This window comes from Photobacterium sp. 1_MG-2023 (assembly GCF_030547945.1).
GTDB lineage: Bacteria > Pseudomonadota > Gammaproteobacteria > Enterobacterales > Vibrionaceae > Photobacterium.
The window spans coordinates 230,093-251,058 of record NZ_JAUORR010000002.1 but is presented as its reverse complement, the minus strand read 5'-3'; the positions used below and the strand labels follow the sequence as shown (position 1 = coordinate 251,058).

General features: G+C 50.4%; 17 protein-coding genes. 12 read left to right on the top strand and 5 right to left on the bottom strand.

The window, feature by feature from the left end; translation table 11 throughout:
* The first annotated feature begins 271 nt into the window (after positions 1-271).
* Positions 272-2,779, top strand: coding sequence for a glycosyl hydrolase family 18 protein (locus Q4579_RS02950; protein WP_303561494.1), 2,508 nt, complete (start codon positions 272-274; stop codon positions 2,777-2,779).
* A 93-nt stretch (positions 2,780-2,872) separates the two neighbouring features.
* Here Q4579_RS02950 and Q4579_RS02945 read toward each other — a convergent pair whose 3' ends face one another.
* From Q4579_RS02945 to Q4579_RS02935, 3 genes are all read right to left on the bottom strand, one after another.
* Positions 2,873-4,135, bottom strand: a complete 1,263-nt coding sequence (locus Q4579_RS02945) for an outer membrane protein transport protein (protein WP_303561493.1) — start codon at positions 4,133-4,135, stop codon at positions 2,873-2,875.
* Positions 4,136-4,332: 197 nt separating this feature from the next.
* Positions 4,333-5,046 carry a DUF3379 domain-containing protein gene (locus tag Q4579_RS02940; protein WP_303561492.1) on the bottom strand — a complete coding sequence of 238 codons (714 nt, stop codon included), beginning with the start codon at positions 5,044-5,046 and terminating at the stop codon, positions 4,333-4,335.
* Positions 5,033-5,608, bottom strand: coding sequence for a sigma-70 family RNA polymerase sigma factor (locus tag Q4579_RS02935; RefSeq protein ID WP_303561704.1), 576 nt, complete (start codon positions 5,606-5,608; stop codon positions 5,033-5,035). The genes Q4579_RS02940 and Q4579_RS02935 overlap by 14 nt, the downstream gene beginning before the upstream one ends.
* Before the next feature lie 465 nt (positions 5,609-6,073).
* Between Q4579_RS02935 and fadI the strand changes: the two genes are divergently transcribed.
* Both fadI and fadJ read left to right on the top strand, forming a co-directional pair.
* Positions 6,074-7,384: an acetyl-CoA C-acyltransferase FadI gene (gene fadI / locus Q4579_RS02930; protein ID WP_303561490.1), complete on the top strand. Its 1,311-nt coding sequence runs from the start codon at positions 6,074-6,076 to the stop codon at positions 7,382-7,384.
* Positions 7,385-7,398: 14 nt separating this feature from the next.
* The gene (gene fadJ, locus Q4579_RS02925; protein ID WP_303561488.1) at positions 7,399-9,546 is read left to right on the top strand and encodes a fatty acid oxidation complex subunit alpha FadJ; all 2,148 of its coding nucleotides are present in this window, start codon (positions 7,399-7,401) and stop codon (positions 9,544-9,546) included.
* A gap of 641 nt (positions 9,547-10,187) precedes the next feature.
* Here the strand turns inward: fadJ and Q4579_RS02920 are convergent.
* Positions 10,188-12,953 carry an insulinase family protein gene (locus Q4579_RS02920; RefSeq protein WP_303561487.1) on the bottom strand — a complete coding sequence of 922 codons (2,766 nt, stop codon included), beginning with the start codon at positions 12,951-12,953 and terminating at the stop codon, positions 10,188-10,190.
* A 221-nt stretch (positions 12,954-13,174) separates the two neighbouring features.
* Between Q4579_RS02920 and sixA the strand changes: the two genes are divergently transcribed.
* Both sixA and Q4579_RS02910 read left to right on the top strand, forming a co-directional pair.
* Entirely contained in the window at positions 13,175-13,669 is a 495-nt protein-coding gene (gene sixA / locus Q4579_RS02915) for a phosphohistidine phosphatase SixA (RefSeq protein WP_303561486.1), read from the top strand.
* A 129-nt stretch (positions 13,670-13,798) separates the two neighbouring features.
* The gene (locus Q4579_RS02910; RefSeq protein WP_249199128.1) at positions 13,799-14,158 is read left to right on the top strand and encodes a hypothetical protein; all 360 of its coding nucleotides are present in this window, start codon (positions 13,799-13,801) and stop codon (positions 14,156-14,158) included.
* Positions 14,159-14,221: 63 nt separating this feature from the next.
* Here Q4579_RS02910 and smrB read toward each other — a convergent pair whose 3' ends face one another.
* On the bottom strand, positions 14,222-14,755 hold the full coding sequence (gene smrB / locus Q4579_RS02905) for an endonuclease SmrB (RefSeq protein WP_303561483.1): 534 nt from the start codon (positions 14,753-14,755) through the stop codon (positions 14,222-14,224).
* Between the two features lie 53 nt (positions 14,756-14,808).
* Here smrB and prmB point away from each other — a divergent pair, with 53 nt between their 5' ends.
* The 7 genes from prmB to Q4579_RS02870 all read left to right on the top strand — a co-directional run bounded on the left by prmB (position 14,809) and on the right by Q4579_RS02870 (position 20,932).
* Entirely contained in the window at positions 14,809-15,741 is a 933-nt protein-coding gene (gene prmB, locus Q4579_RS02900; protein ID WP_303561481.1) for a 50S ribosomal protein L3 N(5)-glutamine methyltransferase, read from the top strand.
* A gap of 225 nt (positions 15,742-15,966) precedes the next feature.
* Positions 15,967-16,365, top strand: coding sequence for a hypothetical protein (locus tag Q4579_RS02895; protein ID WP_211645897.1), 399 nt, complete (start codon positions 15,967-15,969; stop codon positions 16,363-16,365).
* A gap of 82 nt (positions 16,366-16,447) precedes the next feature.
* Positions 16,448-17,299 (top strand): tyrosinase family protein, encoded by an 852-nt coding sequence (locus tag Q4579_RS02890; protein WP_303561478.1) that lies wholly within the window; start codon positions 16,448-16,450, stop codon positions 17,297-17,299.
* Positions 17,296-17,748, top strand: coding sequence for a hypothetical protein (locus Q4579_RS02885; RefSeq protein WP_303561477.1), 453 nt, complete (start codon positions 17,296-17,298; stop codon positions 17,746-17,748). Before Q4579_RS02890 ends, Q4579_RS02885 begins: the two co-directional genes overlap by 4 nt.
* An 88-nt stretch (positions 17,749-17,836) precedes the next feature.
* A complete protein-coding gene (locus tag Q4579_RS02880; protein ID WP_303561475.1) occupies positions 17,837-18,109 on the top strand; it encodes a hypothetical protein in 273 nt (90 codons plus the stop codon).
* Positions 18,110-18,408: 299 nt separating this feature from the next.
* Positions 18,409-19,095 (top strand): DUF4272 domain-containing protein, encoded by a 687-nt coding sequence (locus tag Q4579_RS02875; RefSeq protein WP_303561474.1) that lies wholly within the window; start codon positions 18,409-18,411, stop codon positions 19,093-19,095.
* Positions 19,096-19,198: 103 nt separating this feature from the next.
* Positions 19,199-20,932 carry a hypothetical protein gene (locus tag Q4579_RS02870; RefSeq protein WP_303561472.1) on the top strand — a complete coding sequence of 578 codons (1,734 nt, stop codon included), beginning with the start codon at positions 19,199-19,201 and terminating at the stop codon, positions 20,930-20,932.
* Positions 20,933-20,966: the final 34 nt, after the last annotated feature.

Sequence of the window (20,966 nt, the reverse complement as noted above, 5' to 3'; positions counted from 1 at the left end):
ATCGATACCGGATTTTCCGGTGAATATCCCTGTTGCGATGAATCATTGCACGCGCGGATGATGAATGCGCTCAATCTTTGTTCTTTCTATCATTTTGTAAGGTGTGGCTTACTTAAGGTTACAAATCCAATGGCATGAGATCACAATGCGCAACATTTGTATCATTTTTTTTACTTTCTTTCTTTGAGACACAAAGAAACTCGACTATTGCTTATATTGCATAGCGATAAAGTTATGTGTTTTTGATTTTTTTTACTCAAGGAATGAAGTCATGTCTTTCAATAAGTTATCTCCGATTGCAACGGCGATTGCCGCTGTATCGTTCTCGTGGGGAGCACTCGCTGCGCCTGGAACGCCTCAGATCGCATGGATGGAAACTGATTTTGCTATCATTGAAGTCGATCAGGCTGCATCAGCCTATACCAGCCTGGTCACAGTGAAACCCGCAGCCGAAGTGCCCGTCGCATGGCAGCGCTATTCCGGTGATCCGGCGGATACCTGGAGAGTAAAACTCAATGGCAATGTGGTTTTTGAGCAAAGTATTGATCCGGCAGCCAGTGGCGCAGGCTCCACCACACTGTCGGTCGCTCAGGGCGGAAAGTATGCCATGACCGTTGAATTGTGTAGTGGTGCCGGTACTGCGCAGGTTTGTACCAGTAGCGCTGCAAAAGATATTGTTGTGGCTGATACGGATGGCAGTCATTTGGATCCGCTGCCAATGAACGTCGATCCGAATAACGGCAACTACACCACGCCAGCGAACGCTGTTGTTGGTGCATATTTTGTCGAGTGGGGGGTTTACGGTCGTAAGTTCCCGGTGGATAAGATTCCGGCACAAAACCTGACCCACATTCTGTATGGCTTCATTCCAATTTGTGGTCCGAACGACTCACTGGGTGAAATTGAAAACGGTAATAGTCTGGCGGCTCTGAAACGTGCCTGTGCGGGAACTCCGGATTTCGAAGTCGTGATCCACGACCCGTGGGCGGCAGTGCAGATGCCACATCCGCAATCCGGCCATACGCACAGCACGCCGTATAAAGGTACCTATGGTCAGTTAATGGCCCTGAAGCAGCGCTATCCTGATCTGAAAATTATCCCGTCTGTTGGTGGCTGGACGCTGTCTGACCCCTTCTACTCGTTCACCGACAAGGCGAAGCGTGACATCTTTGTAGCCAGTGTGAAGAAATTCCTGAAGACTTGGAAATTCTACGATGGTGTTGATATTGACTGGGAATTCCCGGGCGGCAAAGGGGCTAACCCGAATCTGGGCGATACCGTGAATGATGGTCCTGCGTACGTTGCGCTGATGCGTGAACTGCGTGCCATGCTGGATGATCTGGAAGTTGAAACCGGCCGTCAATATGAGCTGACCTCAGCAATTGGTGTGGGTTATGACAAAATCGATGTGGTGAATTACGCAGATGCGATTCAGTACATGGATTATATCTTTGCAATGACCTACGACTTCTTCGGCGGCTGGAACAATGTGCCGGGTCATCAGACCGCGCTGTTCTGTGGCAGCCATATGACGGCTGATGTTTGTAACGGTACCGGTGTGGATGACAATGGCGAGCCACGCAAAGGCCCGGCCTATACAGCATCACACGGGATTGACCGCTTGCTGGCACAGGGTGTCCCTGCGAACAAACTGGTTCTGGGCGCTGCGATGTATGCACGGGGCTGGACTGGCGTGACCGAAGCGAGCATGACCGATCCAAACAACCCGATGACGGGCACGGGAGCAGGTCCGGTACCGGGCTCCTGGGAAGCGGGCGTGATCGATTATAAAGATGTTGTGACAGACTACCTGAATAATGCTGCAGTTGTGAAAGGCTATGACGAGCAGGCTGAGGGACCTTGGGCGTATGACCCGAGCAATGGCAACCTGATCACATTCGATAACCCACGCTCCATTATGGCGAAAGGTCAGTACGTACAGAATCTGGGTTTGGCGGGTCTGTTTGCATGGGAAATTGATGCGGACAACGGCGATATCCTGAATGCAATGCAGGAATCTCTGGCTGGTAGCGGGGGGAACTATAACCCGATTGCAAATGCCGGTGCGGATCAGCAAGTGAACGCTGCAGCTTCCGTTACGCTGGATGGCACTGCATCAAGTGACCGGGATGGCCAGGTTGTGAGCTACCAGTGGGCACAAACCAGTGGCCCGTCTCTGACGCTGACTGGTGCTGATACTGCGACGGCAACCATTGCTGTTCCGTCTGTGACGGTTGATACACAGTATGTGTTCACCCTGACTGTGACGGATAACGCGGGCGCAACGGCAACAGATTCAGTCACTGTGACGGCAAAAGCGCCGGGTTCAAACACAGCGCCGGTTGTGGTCATCAATGCACCTGCCTCGGTAAATGCTGGTGATGTCGTAACATTGGATGCGTCACAGTCGACAGATGCGGATGGCGACACCCTGACCTTTCACTGGACGCTGCCTGCGGGTCTGAATGCGACCGTGAATGGTGCTCAGGTGACTTTCACTGCAGCTAGCTACACTGTGGATACCGTGCTGAATTTCTCGCTGGCTGTGAATGATGGCACAGAGAGCGTATCTGATTCAGCGACTGTCACTGTGTTGAAGGATGGCGGTTCGACTGGATGTACGAATGCCTGGGCCAGCGGCGGTGTTTACAATGCGGGCGACATTGTGACGCATTCAGGTAAATCCTGGAAAGCGAAATGGTGGACGACCGGTGAAGAGCCTGGAACCACGGGTGAGTGGGGTGTTTGGGAAGATCTGGGCGCAGCAAACTGTCAGTAAGTTTGACTCTGAGATTGGGCTGTACGTGATACAGCCTGAAAAGAAAAGCCGCTCATTGGAGCGGCTTTGTTCTGTTTGGTACGGACACTTTGCTTAGAAAGAGTGGCTGAACTGTACGCCGTACAGCAGTGCGTCAGCACGCGTGGTTGCCGAGACGTTTGAAAGATCAGTGCTTTCTGTTGCCTGAACATCTTTACCCATCAGGTAAGTCAGACCAAAATCGACCGTAGATTTGCTGCTCAGGTTATAGCTGAAACCGCCTGAGAACCACTGGCGATCTGAGTCTGGTACAGAAATTGAGGTCTTCTTGTCCTGGGCACTGGTGTCGTACATGTAACCGGCACGCAGCGTCCAGTCTGAATTCAGTGTATAAGTACCACCGATGGCGTAATGCCAGCCATTCTGCCATTGATAGTCGTTCAGCGTGACGTCTTTGTTGGTTTTCAGCACATCAAAGCTGCTCCACTCGATCCACTGAACACTATAGTGAACAGCAAACTGGTTGTTCAGTTGGTGGAAGCCTGAGAATTCAACCATATCCGGCAGGGGCATCAGCAGTTTCTGGCCGTTGAGCTGTCCGCCAGCTTGTTGCGCATAAATATCGCCATCTGCTTCCAGTTCCGGACTGTAGTGATAGGCCAGACCGAAACGGTTTGCGTCATTCAGTTCATACACAGTGCCCAGGTTGAAGCCTACCGCGGTGCCATCGACATCGACATCCAGCAGTGGTCCTTGAACGCTTGTTGAATACTGAAGCACACCTTCGATGGTCTTGTTCGAACGCTTCAATTCGCCCTGACCATAAATAATGTCGAGACCACCACCAATGCTCCATTGTGGATTGAGACGGTATGCCGCATTCAGCGTCAGGTTCATGCTTTTCACATCGGTCAGCCCGCCGAATTCATTGGCAGCATAGCTGTTGCCGAATTCTGTCTTGGTGCCGAAGTTTGAGTAAATCCCAACACCCAGTGCCAGCTTGTCATTCACCGGGTGAACATAGTAAAGGTTCGGGACATAGGAAGTGCCGCCGATTTGCTCATTGTCGAGATTCGACGAAGTAGCAGAATTGGTCAGTGGATTTGAGAGCGTATAGTTTGCATCTTTTACCTCAATGTCAGTATCAATAACATTCAGGCCCAGTGAGATTGCAGGCGCATTGAACAGCGTCATTGCTGCAGCGTTACGTGCCATGACAGACGCATTGTCTGCAATTACGGCATCACCAGCAAATGCGCGGCCCAGGCCAGTGGCCGATTGTGAGTTTAACTGGAATCCCGCAGCCAGTGACTGATGAGATGCCAAAGCGATGGCAGTTGCCATCATGGTTCTTGTAAACAGACGCTTCTTGTACATTTATTTTTATCCTGATTTTCTTGACCGTCTGGCACAAGAAAGTACCAGCGGGGAGCCGATTTTAGGGGCAGGAGAAAGCAGGACAAATCTGACCAGTCATTAAGTTATTGTTTTATCAATGATGGGGAAGGTTTGATTGATGAAAAGATAAGCGTTTCGATGACGGCGAGTGCACAACCGTCATCAAAAGAAGGGATTCAGATATCTTGCCAGTGCATTGCTTTTTGGAGTTTTTCGGCAATGGGCATCACATTTTCGCCTTTGTTGCCCACAACGATCAGGCTGGAGCCATGTGAAGGCATCACCACTCCATTCATTTGACTGTCTTCGAAACGGGCCATGTTTTTGCTGGGTTGAGGGACCACAAAAACAGTGATTTTACCGTGCTGACCATGCAGTACCATATGTAAGGCTTCGCCGCCGTTAAAACCACAATGATTCAGGTAGTAGACATGTGACGGCAAAGTGCTCAGTGTCGGACCAAATGGCTTCAGCTTAGCGTTTACCTGAGTCAGAGAGACGCCTTCATCGATCTGATTCACAAAAGGCGCTTCATTATAGATGTGTGTCAGTGCAATCTGACCAATATCGGGTGAAGAGCCGGGCATGGAATCCGGGACAAATTTTCCAAGCAGTAACCCCCCGAAGAAAGCAACGGAAGCGGCGATTGCCAAATGACGGCGAACTTTTCTTTCTGCCTGATAGCCCTGACCGGATTGACGAAACAGAATGCGATCGGCCAGATCTTCCGGGACATCGACCTTCATTGCAGCAGACAATTTACTATCCAACTGCTGTAGCTCATCATGGAGTTTTCGATTGGTGACTGACGAATTCTTCGCCGCAATCATCTCAGGGCTGCGATCATTCGGATCAGCCAGGATTCTGCGACGAAATTCAAGGTCGTCCATTATGTTGTCCCCTCCGTTCGGTTTGCTTTTCAATGGAATCTTTCAACTGATTACGAGCCCTGAATAGCCGCGTCATGACAGTGTTGCGGTTCAGACCTAAGATATTAGCAATTTCATCCCCGTTGAATCCAGCCATAACTTGTAAAACCAGAGGTTCTCGATACTCAGGCGAAAGCTGCTGAAGTAAACGACTTAGCTGACCCAGTTCTGAATCACCAAGACTGGATGTCTCCGGTTCATGATCGGGAATGGCATATTCATCCAAATCCACTAAATCAAGTTGCTTCCTTTCAAACCGGCGGGCATTTTCTCTGCGTAAGATGGTAATCAGCCAGGCTTTTGCAGCACTGTCATCTTTCAGGTTGTCCAAAGAACGCCATGCACGCAGACAAGTTTCCTGCACTAAATCTTCAGCGACATGAGGGTCATGGCAAAGCCAATATGCATACCTGTAAAGGTCTTTGTGCCAGGCTCTGACCAGAGATTCATATCGTTTTTGTTTATTCATATCTACAGAGACCGAGGTCTCTGCACTTTTCTTACGGAAAAACTGCTTCATCATGCTCTTGTCCATCCGTCATCATCCATTCTTGCAGATCTTACGGTGCTGAATAATGTTTGGATTCAAGTGATTCTTATAGTGTTATTGATTATCCTCAATATCTGTCAGCCGACTTTCGTTATACTGAGCTGGTTATCGGGGGGTGATTCTCGATATCGTCCTTTACGGGATTCAATATACGATATTAACAAATTGTGTATGACCCTCACTGGTGTTCTGAACGCCAATCGTGAACACCAGTTTTTTCCTACACAAATTTCATACACTTTTAACATCTGGCTGACAGAGTGAGTCTGACAACCATACCATAGCGGTGTGGTTTTTTTTTATTCGTCCCAAAATTCCCTTACTTTTTTTGTTGTTTTTGATGTCTCTCAACTTTTAAACATTGATTTGAAATTAATAACAATGCCGTTACAATCAATGTGGTCTGACCTCTAGATTACATCATGATAAGGAGTCGCGATGACACGTCGCCAGAATCTTACCACCCAACAGGGTGAGCGTATTGCTGTTGTGACAGGATTACGTACCCCTTTTGCCCGCCAGGCGACTGCCTTTAATGGTGTGCCAGCGCTGGATATGGGCAAAATGGTGGTCAACGAAATGCTGCAAAAGATTGATTTTGACCCCGCTTTGATTGAACAGGTGGTTTTTGGCCAAGTTGTTCAAATGCCTGAAGCCCCGAACATTGCCCGTGAAATTGTGCTGGGTACGGGCATGAACATTCACACGGATGCTTATAGTGTGACACGCGCATGCGCCACAAGTTTCCAGGCAGCGGCAAACGTTGCTGAAAGTATCATTTCCGGCACCATTGATATCGGCATTGCTGGCGGGGCAGACTCGTCTTCTGTGTTGCCGATTGGCGTGTCCAAAAAGCTGGCTGCGACATTACTGTCATTAAGTAAAGCCAAGACCATGGGCAAGAAAATGAGCCTGCTGAGTAAACTCAGCCTGAAAGATCTGATGCCGGTGCCCCCTGCAGTTGCAGAATACTCAACTGGCCTGAGCATGGGCCAGACGGCAGAACAAATGGCGAAAACCCATGGGATCAGCCGGGCAGAGCAGGATGCGCTGGCTCATCGTTCACATACACTGGCTGCTCAGGCATGGCGCGATGGTTTGATTCAGGATGAAGTGATCACGGCATTTCCCGAACCGTATCGCCAGTGGATCGATAAAGACAACAACGTCCGGGAAGATTCCACCGTTGAAGGCTATGCGAAACTGCGTCCTGCTTTCGACCGCAAGTACGGTTCTGTGACTGCCGCCAACAGTACACCACTGACCGATGGCGCTGCGGCGATTCTGCTGATGCGTGAAGGTCGCGCGAAAGAACTGGGTCTTAAGCCGCTGGGCTATATTCGATCGTACGCGTTTTCTGCGATTGGGGTTGAGCAGGACATGCTGATGGGGCCGTCCTACGCAACACCGCTGGCGCTGGACAGGGCTGGCCTGACATTGTCAGACCTGACGCTGATTGATATGCATGAAGCATTTGCAGCGCAAACACTGGCGAATGTGAAAATGTTTGCTTCCAGACAATTCGCGCAGGAAAAACTGGGCCGCAGCGAAGCGATTGGCGAAATCGATATGGATAAATTCAACGTGCTGGGTGGCTCAATTGCCTACGGTCATCCATTCGCAGCCACCGGTGCACGAATGATCACCCAAACCTTGCGTGAATTGCAGCGCCGGGGCGGCGGACTGGCACTCAATACGGCCTGTGCCGCCGGTGGTCTGGGTGCCGCGATGATCCTGGAGGCTGAATAATGACGGATGTAACCATGACAGAACAAAACACAGTTCAGACGACAGACACGCCAGCCTCTGCATTTCAGCTGCGCTACGGTGACAATGGTGTTGCATGGCTGAACATTGATGTGCCCGGCGAAAAAATGAATACGCTGCAGGCGGCATTCGCATCGCAGGTCGGTGCTGTGCTGGATGAGCTGGAAAGTAAAAAATCTGAGATCAAAGGTCTGGTTGTTCATTCTGGTAAGCCAGATAACTTTGTGGCAGGGGCTGACATCCGGATGCTGGCCGCCTGCACAACCGCACAGGAAGCAGAAGCGCTGGCGATTCAGGGTCAGACGATGTTTCAACGTCTGGAAGCGCTGCCATTTCATGTGGTCGCTGCCATTCATGGCCCATGTCTTGGTGGGGGGCTGGAACTGGCGCTGGCTTGTCACAGCCGAGTTTGTACAGACGCCGGGATCACCAAACTCGGATTGCCGGAAGTTCAGTTGGGTTTGTTGCCGGGGTCCGGTGGCACGCAGCGCTTGCCGCGCCTGATTGGTGTGGCCAACGCGCTGGATCTGATCCTGACGGGGAAACAGCTGCGTGCGAAAAAAGCCAAGCAGTTGGGTGTAGTGGATGAATGTGTACCGGAAAGCATCTTACTGACCGTGGCTGAGTCACTGGCTCTGAAAGGGAAACCAACCCGCAAGCACAGTTTTCAGGACTGGGCGATGGGCGGCAACCCGGTTGGCCGCACGCTGGTCTTTGATCAGGCCCGGAAAAAGATCCGTGAAAAAACACGTGGGAATTATCCGGCAGCCGATGCCATTCTGGATGTGATCAAATATGGTCTGCAGCATGGTATGTCGAAAGGCCTGAAAGAAGAAGCCCGCCGCTTTGGCGAGCTGGTGATGACCTCTGAATCTGCTGCGCTGCGCAGTCTCTTCTTTGCAACGACGGCCATGAAGAAAGAAACCGGCGTTGGCAGTGAAGTTCAGCCTGCAACCGTGAAGCGGGTTGCTGTGCTGGGTGGTGGCCTGATGGGGGGCGGGATCAGCCATGTCTCTGCAGCAAAAGCTGGCCTACCGGTGAAGATTAAAGACATTTCCAACGACGGCATTCTGAATGCATTGTCGTACAACTATCAATTGCTGGATAAAAAACGTAAGCGGAAGATCATCAGTAAAGCGGCATTGCAAAAGCAGATGCTGATGATTCAGGGCGGTGTTGATTATCGCGGCTTTGATCAGGCTGATGTCGTGATTGAAGCGGTGTTTGAGGATCTGAAGCTGAAACACCAAATGGTGCGAGACGTTGAAACGAACGCCCGTCCGGATACGATTTTCGCGACCAATACGTCGTCACTGCCGATTCACCAGATTGCCTCTGTTGCAGATCGCCCGGAGCAGGTTGTCGGCCTGCATTATTTCAGCCCGGTTGAGAAAATGCCGCTGGTGGAAGTGATTCCGCATGAAGGCACGTCACCACAGACTGTTGCAACTGTGGTGAAACTGGCGAAAAAGCAAGGGAAAACCCCGATTGTCGTCGCGGATAAAGCTGGTTTTTACGTCAACCGGATTCTGGCCCCTTATATGAACGAAGCGGCGCTGGCTCTGTTGAGTGGCGAACCGATTGAGCACATTGACACGGCATTGCTGGATTTTGGCTTCCCGGTTGGTCCTATCACCTTGCTCGACGAAGTCGGGGTGGATGTGGGGGCGAAAATCAGTCCGATTCTCGAAAAAGAGCTGGGTTCGCGTTTCCAGAGTCCGGATGTATTCGACATTCTGCTGAAAGATGGCCGTAAAGGTCGTAAAACCGGAAAAGGCTTCTATCTGTATCAGGGGAAGAAGAAAGGCGTTGATAAGAGCGTTTATAAACTGCTGAACCTGAATCCGGAACGGAAAGCTTCCGGTCATGAAATTGCCATTCGCTGTACGCTGATGATGTTGAATGAAGCGGCCCGTTGCCTGGATGAAGGCGTGGTCCACAGTGCACGCGATGGTGATATCGGGGCGATTTTTGGTATCGGATTCCCTCCATTTCTGGGTGGACCGTTCCGCTATATGGATCAGCTGGGCGCTAAGCGTGTGGTTGAACTCCTCAATGAGCACGTCGATAAATATGGCGAGCGATTCCGCCCATGTGAGCGCTTGCTTCAAATGGCGCAGGACGATCAGCGTTATTACGCGTAAGTCTTGCTGAGGAAAAAATCAAAGGCCTGCAATCGCAGGCCTTTGTCGTTAGAGGGATGGAGATAGAACTTAACGGAAAAGCAGTGAAAATTCAGACTGTTTTTTGGTGCTTAAAGCCTTGTTGCATGGTGGCATTGAGCCGAAAACGTCGATACAGACGCCGGGGTCTGATCAAATGCATCAACAGGATGACAGAGCCAGCAACCATCAGGGGATTAAAGCCAATCCAGAGTAAAAAGATCAGGCTAAATAAAGCAATACTGGTCATCAGGCAGAGCATCCCGTCGAAAGGACGGGGATGAATGGCTTTCATACAGGTCTGGCAAAATAGCCGACTATGAGAGCTCCGGTTTTTCGCCGTTATGGATTGACGGCAGATCGAACAGGCGTGCGACATAACAAGTTCCTGAACATTGTCCTGAAAAAATGCATATTCGACCTCATGACTTCTTGTGCGAACTCCGGCACAGACTGCTAGTCTGAGGAATCTCTTGATTTGGTAATTTAGTTAATCGACTGATACGAAAGGAAAATTAGGACATGTTCATGAAAGTGTAACCATGGTTCCAATTTTAGTGAGTTTGATGTGCTTTTCCGGCATATTCTCCGGGCGCTTGGCCCGGAGTTGTAAAGCGTCTGAGTCAGCAGGCTTGCTGTTGAAAATGGCTGACGGAGGTCATGGGTTCTCCGACTTCCAGTGGGGTTAAATTACTGTGCGCCTCCCCCTGATAATAAGTAATGAGGCGATTTGCCGTGCGCGGTTTGATCTCTTCAACCATAAAACGGACCAGTTCTGCACGAGACAGAGATTCCATTTCAGCGGCAATTTTTTGGCGCTGGTCAAAATGGTCATCTTTATGGCCGATACTGACCCAATAGCGTTGTGCGCGGGCGCGCAGGTTGGTGTCTGGCTCAGATAGCTGAGCAATCAACCCTTGCTTGCTGGAACGCCACTGATTTTCTGTCAGTTCCAGCAACACCAGTGCAAATGCATTGGTAAATTCATCAATGGCTTCGAGCAGTTGCAATGGCCCGGCCACCGGGGACTGAATATAGAGCAGCAAGCCGGGATAACGGTTCAGCGGCAGATTCGCTGTGCCGACCATGTATCCCAGTTGCTGTTCTGTACGAAGCTCATGGAAAAATGTGGTGGACATCAGGTGATTGGCCAGCGTGTAGGTTGCGATGGCTTTAGGCGACTGTTCTCTGGACTGGTGGTAAACCAGAATCGCTGAGTCGGCGTGATGACAGTCGACTTCATACCTTAAGGTACCGCAGTCTCCCAGATGGACCAGAGGTCGCTGGGCTTCACCATAGAGCTGATCGGTTACCCGGAAAGCATCTTTCAGGACTTCGGCCAGCGCCAGCGCATCGTCTTGACGCCAGTCCCCATACACAAAAGTATCGATGTGCAGTTCAGCGAACATCGCATCGACAAATGCAGGCAACTCGGACACCTCGACGGTTTCCAGTTCTTTGATCAGGGCTGGGTAGGGTGGGTTATTGGGTTGCAACAAGCCCGTTAACTGGTTAAATAACTGAGAAATCGGCTTATCTTCCGCAGCATTGCGCCAGTTGCGTAACATTTGTGCTTTGATGCTGTTGAACCGCTCCACGTTGAAGGTGCGTCCGGCAAATTTCTCCAGCAGTAATTTCAGCAGCAGTGGCTGCTTTTCGCTGAAGCCTGAGAGTTGCAGGGTGACCCCCCCCTGATGGGCGTACAAGTTGTAGGCCATGCCCGCGACTTCCGCCGGATAGGCGACTTCATTGCATGCTTCCATCAACATCTCGACGCAAAGCCGGGTTTTGACAATATTACGGACCGAGCTCACTGCATGAGGGCTGTCGATGGCGACATAAACCAGTCCTTTCGGCACCCGGAATTCATGCTCTTGTTTGAACCAGAGCCGGAAACCAGGCAGATCCTGAATCAGTTGAGGGGGCAGATCCTGTCGGCTTTCCAATGGATGTGGATCGAAGCGCTCACACAGGTAAGGGTTGGATTCCGGGAGTTGCAGTGCAGGGTTCACGCCCGGTGCCGCCCAGTTGCTGAGCTGCTCTGTCGTAAACGGTGTGACGGCATAAGGGGTGTGATACCAGTCGGCCACCTGATTATAGTGCTGACCTTTGGCCACCAGCGTCAGACGCAGATTATCCGGGCGAAGCTGTGTCAGTACTTCTTTCAGCAAAGATTCATCGTACTGACTCATCATATAGTCGCCGTAAACAATGTCTTCCGGCGCGTAATGGAGCAGATTCATGACCAGATAACTGACGGTATCCAACGGACGGCTTTTTTCCTGATAACGGAAAGCCTGCTCCAGGACTGCGCGTTTTTCATGATAGCGCCATTCTGCCAGCCCCTGCGTTGAGATGAGCTGAATGTACTGGAATATTGTGGTCACGATGTGATCGATTTTTTCCAGCCCCTTTGGGGTCAGGTTCAGACCAATGGTAAACTCACGGAAATTACTGCCGCTGACACCGCCCCCAGCGGCCAGCGTGTTGATCAGCCCTTCACTTTTCAGGACGGACATCAGACTGCCGGTCCCTTCATTGCCCAGCAAGTGCGCCAGATAGGACAGCGGTTTGCTGCGGTAATGGTGTTCCATGGCCGGCAAGGAAAAAGACAGCGTCAGTTTGCGGACTTCCTTGATGGGCTCCACTGTAATAAAGCGGGCATTTTCCCTGTCTGTCACTAAAGGAACGGCGATGTCTGCCTTGTCCTGACCGGAGTCAGGAATGTCTCCGAAAAACTGCTCAGCACAGGTTTGAAGTTCATCAAGCGTCTGGGGACCGAGCAGGACCAGCCCCATCAAACTGGCTGAATAATGCTGGCGATAGAAAGCGATGAGTTCATCGCGAACCGGTTTACCGGGACGGTCTTCCAGGGTGCCAATGTCGCCGACCGAGAATTTGGAAAACGGATGCTCAGGGTTAATCGTCTCTTTATGCACCTGATATAAACGACGGACGTCATCTTTCAGTTTGAGCTTATATTCAGAGTCGACAGCCTGGCGTTCTTTCTCCACTGAGTCTGCATTGAACAGCGGCGCCGTAAAAAACTGGCCGAATCGCTCCAGTCCGGCCGCAAAAGCGGGTGGAGCGATTTCGAAGAAATAGGTGGTGTTTTCAGTTCCGGTCCAGGCATTGTTACTGCCGCCGTACTGATTCACGAACGATTGAAATTCACCGGGATGGGGGAATTTCTCGGTCCCCAGAAACAACATATGCTCAAGAAAATGGGCCATCCCCTGGCGATCCATCGGATCATCAAAATGACCAATTCCGACAGAAAGTGCAGCTGCCGACCGGGGTGCCGTCTGATCGTGGACCAGCAACACCCTGAGTTGATTCTCAAGGGTGACATAGCGGTACTCTTTGGGATCGTTCGGACTCTTGAACACAGGAAGCGCCTATTTTTAAAGGGAATTAGGCTAATTATGACGCCCAATAGGTACACTGGCAAATTCTGTCTGGTCAGAGATTTCATTCGAGGGAAGAAATATTCCGTTCGCGATACCGATTCAGCCGTCACGCTTTCACATCGCGTAAGATTAAATGGCTACCCTGTGTGTGCCAGCCTTTGCTAGCATAACCACAGAAACGCGCAACCGGATTGGAGACTATGCGAATTTTTATCATGCGTCATGGCGAAGCGCAGCATTTTGCCCCAAGTGATGCGGAGCGGCCTCTGACCGCACAAGGTAAAGTCTATTCCCAGCAGATGGCCCGGCAGCTGGCCAGTCATCTCGATGGTGAGCTTGATCTGGTCTGGGTCAGCCCGTACCTGCGGGCACAGCAAACCTGGCAGGCGATGTCGGAAGAATTACCGGTGCCCAAAACGCTGATGACGATTGATGACATCACGCCTTATGGTGATGCAGCGCAAGTTGCGGACTACCTGAAAGCCGTCATCGACCTGGAAAAACCAAGCACCGTGCTGGTGGTGTCCCACCTGCCGCTGGTGGGCTATTTAAGTGCCGAACTGGTTCCGGGCCTGCAACCGCTGATGTTCCGTACCTCGTCGATCGCCGCGGTGGACTTTCATTCCGAAGGAGAAGCGTCCGCCTTGTTATGGCAGGAGAATCCGGTCGAGGCTGCGCAGCCGAATCATCATTAATCTCCGTCAGCCATTTCTTCTGATCGGGATAACTTGGGTGCAGGACGCACTTTTATCGGGCCGGGCTATCCCGCAAGGTGGGTTCGGGTACAATCATTCCAAAAGAACGACTGAAAAAATTATCGGGTTATGAAGAAAATACTTTTCGTTTTGCTGGGCAGTCTGGGACTGACTGCCTGTGCTGCCAACATGGTGAAGCCGAATATTGTCGCGAACGGGGCAATTAAATGGGTGAATGGTGTCCGGGAAGAAATGAATATTTCGAGTACGGGCAGCACGCTGACATTCATTGCACCGCCTTCCATACTGTCACCGGGCGGGATCACCATCTTTTCCCGTATCGACAGTGCTCGGAATGGCAACTGCGAACATTATTACAATGAGAATTCCGTCAAAGTGCGGATGCAGATTTGTGATACCGGTGAAGTCACGCTGATTCAGGACGGTCAGGTTGTGAATGTGGGCTCACTGACGCAAGAAGTGTATTGAAAGTGTTACCCGTGGGAGTCGTCAGGCCCTGAGACCTGACACTCTACGGGATGTACTTTTGCATTACCGTTCTGGAATTTCAATCAGAACCAGCAGGGCACCGGCGCCACCAAATTCAAGGGGCGCCTGATGAAATGCCATCACATCCGGATGCTGAGCCAGCCAGAGCGGTGCCTTTTGCTTGAGAATATGCTTGCCAATGCCATGCATGACACAAGCACAGGACACCCCATCTTTGATACAGGCGGCGATCATGGCTGCCAGTTCCCGCTTGGCTTCCTGCTGGGTCATCCCATGCATATCCAGATAGATATCCGGGACATAAACACCACGCCGTAACTTTTTCACTTCATACTTGGACACATCGGAACGGGCATACTGCATCGGGCCGTGTTCACTCAGGTGCGGTTCGAACTCGTCCGAGAAGTAAAACTCGTGGTTTTGACTGTCTTTCGTACTCACATTGCGCTGATCCGCTTTCGGGCGCTGTCGGCGTGTGGTGATTATGGTATCATTCGACAGCTGTTTAATGCCCTTAACGGCCTCCTGAAAGAGCGCAAAATCATTCTCTTCCAGGGCAGGGTCTTTTTTACTCATCATGAATTTCCAACTACTTTATCGCGGTATTGTAGCGCCATTTGGAGGCTATTTTGGATAAGATTTTTGTCGACGAAGCCGTCAACGAACTTCACACATTGCAGGATATGCTACGTTGGACCGTCAGCCGTTTCAACGATGCAGGCCTGTTTTATGGCCATGGCACAGACAATGCCTGGGATGAAGCGGTGCAGCTGGTGCTGCCGACGCTGCATCTGCCCATTGATATTCCTGCGGATGCGCGCCATTCGCGCCTGACCAGCAGTGAGCGCCGTGCCATTGTGGAGCGTGTGGTTCGCCGTGTGACTGAGCGCACGCCTGTGGCTTATCTCACGAACCGGGCCTGGTTCTGCGGTCTGGAGTTTTTCGTGGATGAACGTGTGCTGGTGCCACGCTCTCCGATTGCAGAATTGATTGAGAACGGGTTCGAACCGTTTCTGACCCGTGAACCAACCCGCATCATGGATCTGTGTACCGGCAGTGGCTGTATCGGGATTGCCTGTGCTTACGCGTTCCCGGAAGCGGAAGTGGATCTGGTCGACATTTCGACGGATGCGCTGGCTGTCGCCGAGCAGAATATTCACGATCATGGTTTGGAACAGCAAGTGATTCCGCTGCTTTCTGATCTGCTGCGTGATGTCCCAAAAGATAAATACGATGTGATTGTTTCCAATCCGCCTTATGTGGATCAGGAGGACATGGACAGCCTGCCGGAAGAATTCCGCCACGAGCCGGAGCTGGGCCTGACGGCTGGTTTTGATGGACTGGATCTGGTGCGCCGTATTCTGGCCAATGCCCCGGATTATCTGACGGAAGACGGCATTCTGATCTGTGAAGTCGGTAACTCAATGATTCATATGGAAGAAAAATACCCGCATATTCCATTCACCTGGATTGAATTCGAAAATGGTGGACACGGTGTCTTCATGATGACCCGTGAACAACTGCTCGACTGCGCAGCAGATTTCGCAGAATTCAAAGACTGATTGTTTCCCTCATTCAGTTCAGCAAGCAGCCAGAAGTATTCTGGCTGTTTTTTTATCCGGCTTTTTCTTCTGCCGTCATATCCCGCGTCACGTCTCAAAACCGAATGCATCATTTCTCATATGGGATGAGTTTCGCCTATACCTTCAGCACAGCGCATGGCTGCAACGGTACAGAACCTGCCTGAGCAGAGAGAGAACACCACATCTCAACAAAAGGGGAACATCTTGTTTTTATTATTGTTAGTGGTCACCTTTGCAGTTTCCGTGGGTGTTTGTTTTCTGGTGTCTCAATTGTTCAGCCAGCCGATTGAAAGCATATTAAAGCGGTTGGTTGCCCCTGATCTTTCCTTTGCCTGGACTAAGTATCTGACCTTCGCCATTTACGTCGTCGGTGTTTCTGGGGGCGTGAGAATTTACAGCCTGGAAAATTTTATCCGGGAACCCAGTGAAGACTTCACACCGCCTGTTTTAACCACAGAGCGCTGGGTTCTTGAAATTTACAGAACGCTGATCGAATCACTTCAATCCATTGCCTGGATGTTATTGGTCTTTTTCATCTTTTCACTGATTGCTTATGTGATTGTGCGAGGGTTTGAGCTGCGATATCGCAACCCGGATGAATAAAGTGGGCTGAGTTCCGCGGTTTATTTTTCCTACGCTGAATCTGAGTCATCTGGATGAATCAATTGAAAGAGGAGGTAGAACTATGTCGGGTCAGATGAAATATCGTTTGCCGGTTTCTTCTCCGCAATTCCCTCATATGCAGCACTATATTGAGGCGATTCGGACATCAAAAGAAATACAGGATAATCGCGGCTTCTATCATTTTGCCGGACTCCATGGTGCGCCGGGGCGTTGGTGCTGGCATCATCAGTTTTCCCGCCGTTCGAATTTAACAGCCAGGATTTTCCTGCCGTGGCACCGGGCTTATTTACATCGGCTGGAGCAATCATTACAGGATATTCAGCCGGATGCATCGATTCCCTGGTGGGACTGGACACAGTCGCAAGGGATCCCCGTTGCGTTTTCGACTCCGGTGATAGACGGGCAGGATAATCCGTTGTTCGATTCTGAAGTTATCTTGAATCCGCCTCAGGTCCCTCAGCCCATTCATCTGCGAACGACCCGCAATCCTGATACGCAGATGCCCGTGTTTTCCTTTCCAGCTGCCGATGTGAATCAGGACGGCAGAGCGACACTGGGCGAGCTGGTTGATTATCTGATTGACTCGGTCAGCGCCTATGAGCAGTTCAATGACTTGCTTGAAATGGTGCATGATTCGATCCATGGATATGTTGGCGAATCCATGGCGGATGTGACGTTTGCGGCTTACGACCCTCTCTTTTTTTCGCATCATTGCATGATCGATCGAATATGGGCGCTCTGGCAAAAAAAGCATGGCATTGAAAACTTTCCTGCCGGGCTGAAGGACGTGGTTTTAGAACCTTTTGGGTTAACCGCAGGGGAAGTTCTGAATTTTCAGTCGCTGGGATATGAATACGCAATGTCTCTGGATGATATTCCGATCAGCGGCACCGGACTGGAGAGCGTAGGATGATTGAACAACGCTATCAATTACCGTCAATCGATCTGAGCCGATTGAAAACACAACGTTTCAGCGAAGCCTATCTGGAATTTTATGGTCTGAATCATTTGCGTCCGACTTATACTGCTTGGATCTTCTTTGCACCCAAGCTGCCAAAGAAAGTGACGCCAGAGAGTCGGGGCTTTGCCGGGACACTGTCATTATTTGGCCACTCGGAATGCTGGGGTGCTTCGGGTCATTGCCATGGACCGGATGGCATTCGCCGATTTGATTCCCGGCCATCTCATCCCATGACACCGGCATTTAAAAGAGTCCCTGTGACACATGCTTTACTGAAAGCGCTCAAATCCGATCAAACCACGCTCAGTATCTGGATTTATGCTTTTTCCAGAGAAACATGGCGCGATCAGGGGGATCGGTCTTTGATTTGTTGTCATGGGGTTCAATTCGTCACTCTTTAAGTAAGGCGCTGATCGGAGTTCTGAGCATGGAGGTGGTGGTTTACAGGTGGCGTTCAGCACTGACTTGAATGTGAAAAAGGAATCAAACATGAATCATGAAAAGAAAACGAACCACCGGTTTGTAGTGGGAACCGTGCTGGTGGCCTTTTCGCTGACATTACCGCTGCCGCTATTGGCGTCTGTCGAAGGGGAGGCTGAGTTCATTATTAACGATGGAAAACAGGATCAGTTAACCGAGGCATTGCAAGAACAGGTTGAGCCTTCGAAAAAACGTGCGGTGCAGCAAACACCTGCTGTAGATGAATTGAATCAATCTGAGCCTGAAAATCAGAAATCCGAAAAAATAAAGCACAGTTCATAATTCAGTTTGTGCAGGTGCTGGATTTGATGGCTATCATGAACAGGTTCTGGGGGCGTTTTTTGCTCCCTTGAACCCGAAATATATCGGCAGCTTCACCTGAAAGATGACGTTCTCCTGGTTTCCCTTTTTTGTCCCGTGATTTTTAATCCGATGTTCTGTCTGCTGAAGCGGCAGTGGCGTCTGCTCATCGCCTATTGAAAACTGATAAGTCGGTTCCTTGATGAGGATGGTGCGGGTGATTGCTTGCCACTCCCGAAGTAACCTGACTTTTAATGCGTGGTGTTAAGAAAGGCAAGACAATGGATTATCAAATCATCAGAAAAAATCATGTAGCCGCATTAGCCGATGATGGGTTCAAGGTGTCACCGGGCTTACCGCTTTCCCATGAAAAACAGCCTGTCTGGCAGTTGCGCAGCCGTGAAGAAATTGCTGCTCGCTTATTTGCGCTGGATGCGTTAATCACCTGGGTGTTGATGACAGAGGAAAATGCACCCAGTGAACGGATTCGTGGTTATGTGGCGCGAAATCATCTTCGTGATTACATGACGGAACAGGAGCGGTGCATCATGGATTTTCAACGGGAGAGTGCTGCGCACTGGCACACCTCTACGATTGGTTGGCGTCTGGAAAATATGTGGGCACTGGCCTGGGTACTCGGGTTTGAGATGAAGCCTCAGGTTAATATCGGGCAACTGCCGGACTCAATTACACAGGCCATGATTTTTGAGTTTTTACCGGGCCTCAATGCCAGTATTCAGGATTTGCTTGAGCAGCACAAAAGCCGATCTTTTGAAGAAGTCGCTGAATTAGAAGACCTGTTTTATTGCGCGCACAATGCAGTCCGAAGTGCCCAGAACGGGGGTGATACAGTCCCAGAACATTATGATCCCATTGTAGACGGCGGCACGATTCATGAAAGAAGGCATAGCCTGACCTGGTGTCTGTCTCCGGGAGTATCCTGGGAAGAAACAAATTTAAGGACTTGAATGCTCATCAAATAGATTCATAAAAGTTGCGTCGTGGTCGCCGCCTCATTGAATTGATAAGAAATAAGATAACTGGCAGATCAATAGAATGAGGACAACAACAATGAATGAAAACAGCGACAGTCATCCTCGCACCGATGAAACATTAGAAGTCCTGTTGGAACAGCTGGCTGAGAAAAAACAGGAAGCCAGTGCAGCCTATCTGCAATTACTCGCGAGAATCGAGCAGGCCGAAACCCAGGAACAGATGGCGGTGTTACTGGATGAGTGGCTGCATGAAAGCCATCACGCAGACTTTGATCCCGAGATCAGCGGTTTGATGTACTGGGAGCGCTTTGAGGAATGGTTCAAAACCGATGAACACAAAGCGCTGGAATCAGTAATCGAAGGCGATGCTTCGGATCCGGTCAGTCGTTTTGATCTTTGTCAGAATGATGACGACTTTGACTTCGATTTTGATGCCTATCTTGATGCTCTGTTTGATAAAGCGGTCTCCCTCCAGTGCTGGGAATTGCTGGCAAGTTATTTAAGACAGCAAATTCAATGGGTGAGAGACATCAAGCAGGGGGACGCCTTGTACGCAGAAGAACTGCCTTACGGTAACTATGCCGCGGAAGCTTTGTTGCGTCATGACATCACCAAGTATGGCGCGCTGTATGTTGAATTTCTCTCGACATGCCAAGACGCAGTCCCGGAAGAAACCGTGGGGGAGTTCCTGCGTGAGATCATTCCTGAACTTGGGATCACTTCAGCTACTTATCCCATCATCCTTGCCCGCCTGACTTTCGCTTCAGACCAGCATGGCTGGGATGATTTTTGCGACTGGTGCGAGGCACTCCCAATCCGTGACTGGCTGTATGAAAACAATCAAATGGATGCGTTTTTGGCCGCTTATCAGGCTTATGTTGAGCGGGACCAATCTGATCCGGATGAAATTCAGGAACAACTGGCAGAAATCCGGGATGTGCTGGCAATCGAAGATACTGTCCAGAAAGAACTTCTGAATGCACATGATCAGGCTCAGCGATTACAACAATGCTATGTACAGCGCGAAGCTTGCTATCAGCAGGAACTCAGTCGGATTTCCGCTCTAGATACGCCAGAGGCGATGCGTGCAGAGCTGGTCTGCTGGCTGGAAGAAGTCCGTCACCCTGATGCCATGGTTTCGGAAGATCCGGTTCGTTTCGACTACGAGCATCGATTTGACCAGCGATTTATGGGGCGTGAAATCCGTGAGCTCGTGCGCGCCATGGATGAAGATCTGCTGGAACAGCTGAATCTGAAAAAACCTAAAATTTATTGTTCAGCGCTGCTCTACAGCCTCTTTGAACAGGCGAAAACGCTGCAGGCATGGGATGCGCTGGAGAATTACCTGAAGGCCCAGATTGACTGGTTAAAACACCATGAGATCCAGGCATTCTATTTGGATGAACTGCCTTACGGTCATTATGCTGCCGGTATACTGGCAGAAGCCCATCCCCGTTATATTCCGTTGTATGTTGAATACCTGAAAGCCTTACCACTGATCACGGAATATGAAGGGACGGGCGAGCAAATCGATCAGCTTTTCCACCACTATTGGGACAATCAGGATCACATTGAAGGTGGATTTGCTGCGTTTCTGCCGGTTCTGAAAGCCCGGCTGACTTTCGCACGGGGCGATTTGTGGGAAGAAAGTTTCTGTGATTGGTGCGAAACGGCGTTGCGGACATGGCTGGATGATCATCCCGCGCATGTGAAAACACTCGGTGAGCAGATTCAGGCTGAATTGGCAGATCTTGATTATGATGAAGAGGATATTGAAAATACAGTGGATCTTCTGATGAATGCGGATTGAATGAATTCACTGATTCACTGATTCACTGATTCAC

Coding starts and splice junctions, on each gene's coding strand:
- fadI (WP_303561490.1), top strand. CDS start 6,074: ATGACACGTCGCCAGAATCTTACCACCCAACAGGGTGAGCGTATTGCT.
- sixA (WP_303561486.1), top strand. CDS start 13,175: ATGCGAATTTTTATCATGCGTCATGGCGAAGCGCAGCATTTTGCCCCA.
- fadJ (WP_303561488.1), top strand. CDS start 7,399: ATGACAGAACAAAACACAGTTCAGACGACAGACACGCCAGCCTCTGCA.
- smrB (WP_303561483.1), bottom strand. CDS start 14,755: ATGAGTAAAAAAGACCCTGCCCTGGAAGAGAATGATTTTGCGCTCTTT.
- Q4579_RS02880 (WP_303561475.1), top strand. CDS start 17,837: ATGAATCATGAAAAGAAAACGAACCACCGGTTTGTAGTGGGAACCGTG.
- Q4579_RS02940 (WP_303561492.1), bottom strand. CDS start 5,046: ATGGACGACCTTGAATTTCGTCGCAGAATCCTGGCTGATCCGAATGAT.
- Q4579_RS02870 (WP_303561472.1), top strand. CDS start 19,199: ATGAATGAAAACAGCGACAGTCATCCTCGCACCGATGAAACATTAGAA.
- Q4579_RS02935 (WP_303561704.1), bottom strand. CDS start 5,608: ATGATGAAGCAGTTTTTCCGTAAGAAAAGTGCAGAGACCTCGGTCTCT.
- Q4579_RS02875 (WP_303561474.1), top strand. CDS start 18,409: ATGGATTATCAAATCATCAGAAAAAATCATGTAGCCGCATTAGCCGAT.
- Q4579_RS02950 (WP_303561494.1), top strand. CDS start 272: ATGTCTTTCAATAAGTTATCTCCGATTGCAACGGCGATTGCCGCTGTA.
- Q4579_RS02910 (WP_249199128.1), top strand. CDS start 13,799: ATGAAGAAAATACTTTTCGTTTTGCTGGGCAGTCTGGGACTGACTGCC.
- Q4579_RS02945 (WP_303561493.1), bottom strand. CDS start 4,135: ATGTACAAGAAGCGTCTGTTTACAAGAACCATGATGGCAACTGCCATC.
- Q4579_RS02885 (WP_303561477.1), top strand. CDS start 17,296: ATGATTGAACAACGCTATCAATTACCGTCAATCGATCTGAGCCGATTG.
- Q4579_RS02890 (WP_303561478.1), top strand. CDS start 16,448: ATGTCGGGTCAGATGAAATATCGTTTGCCGGTTTCTTCTCCGCAATTC.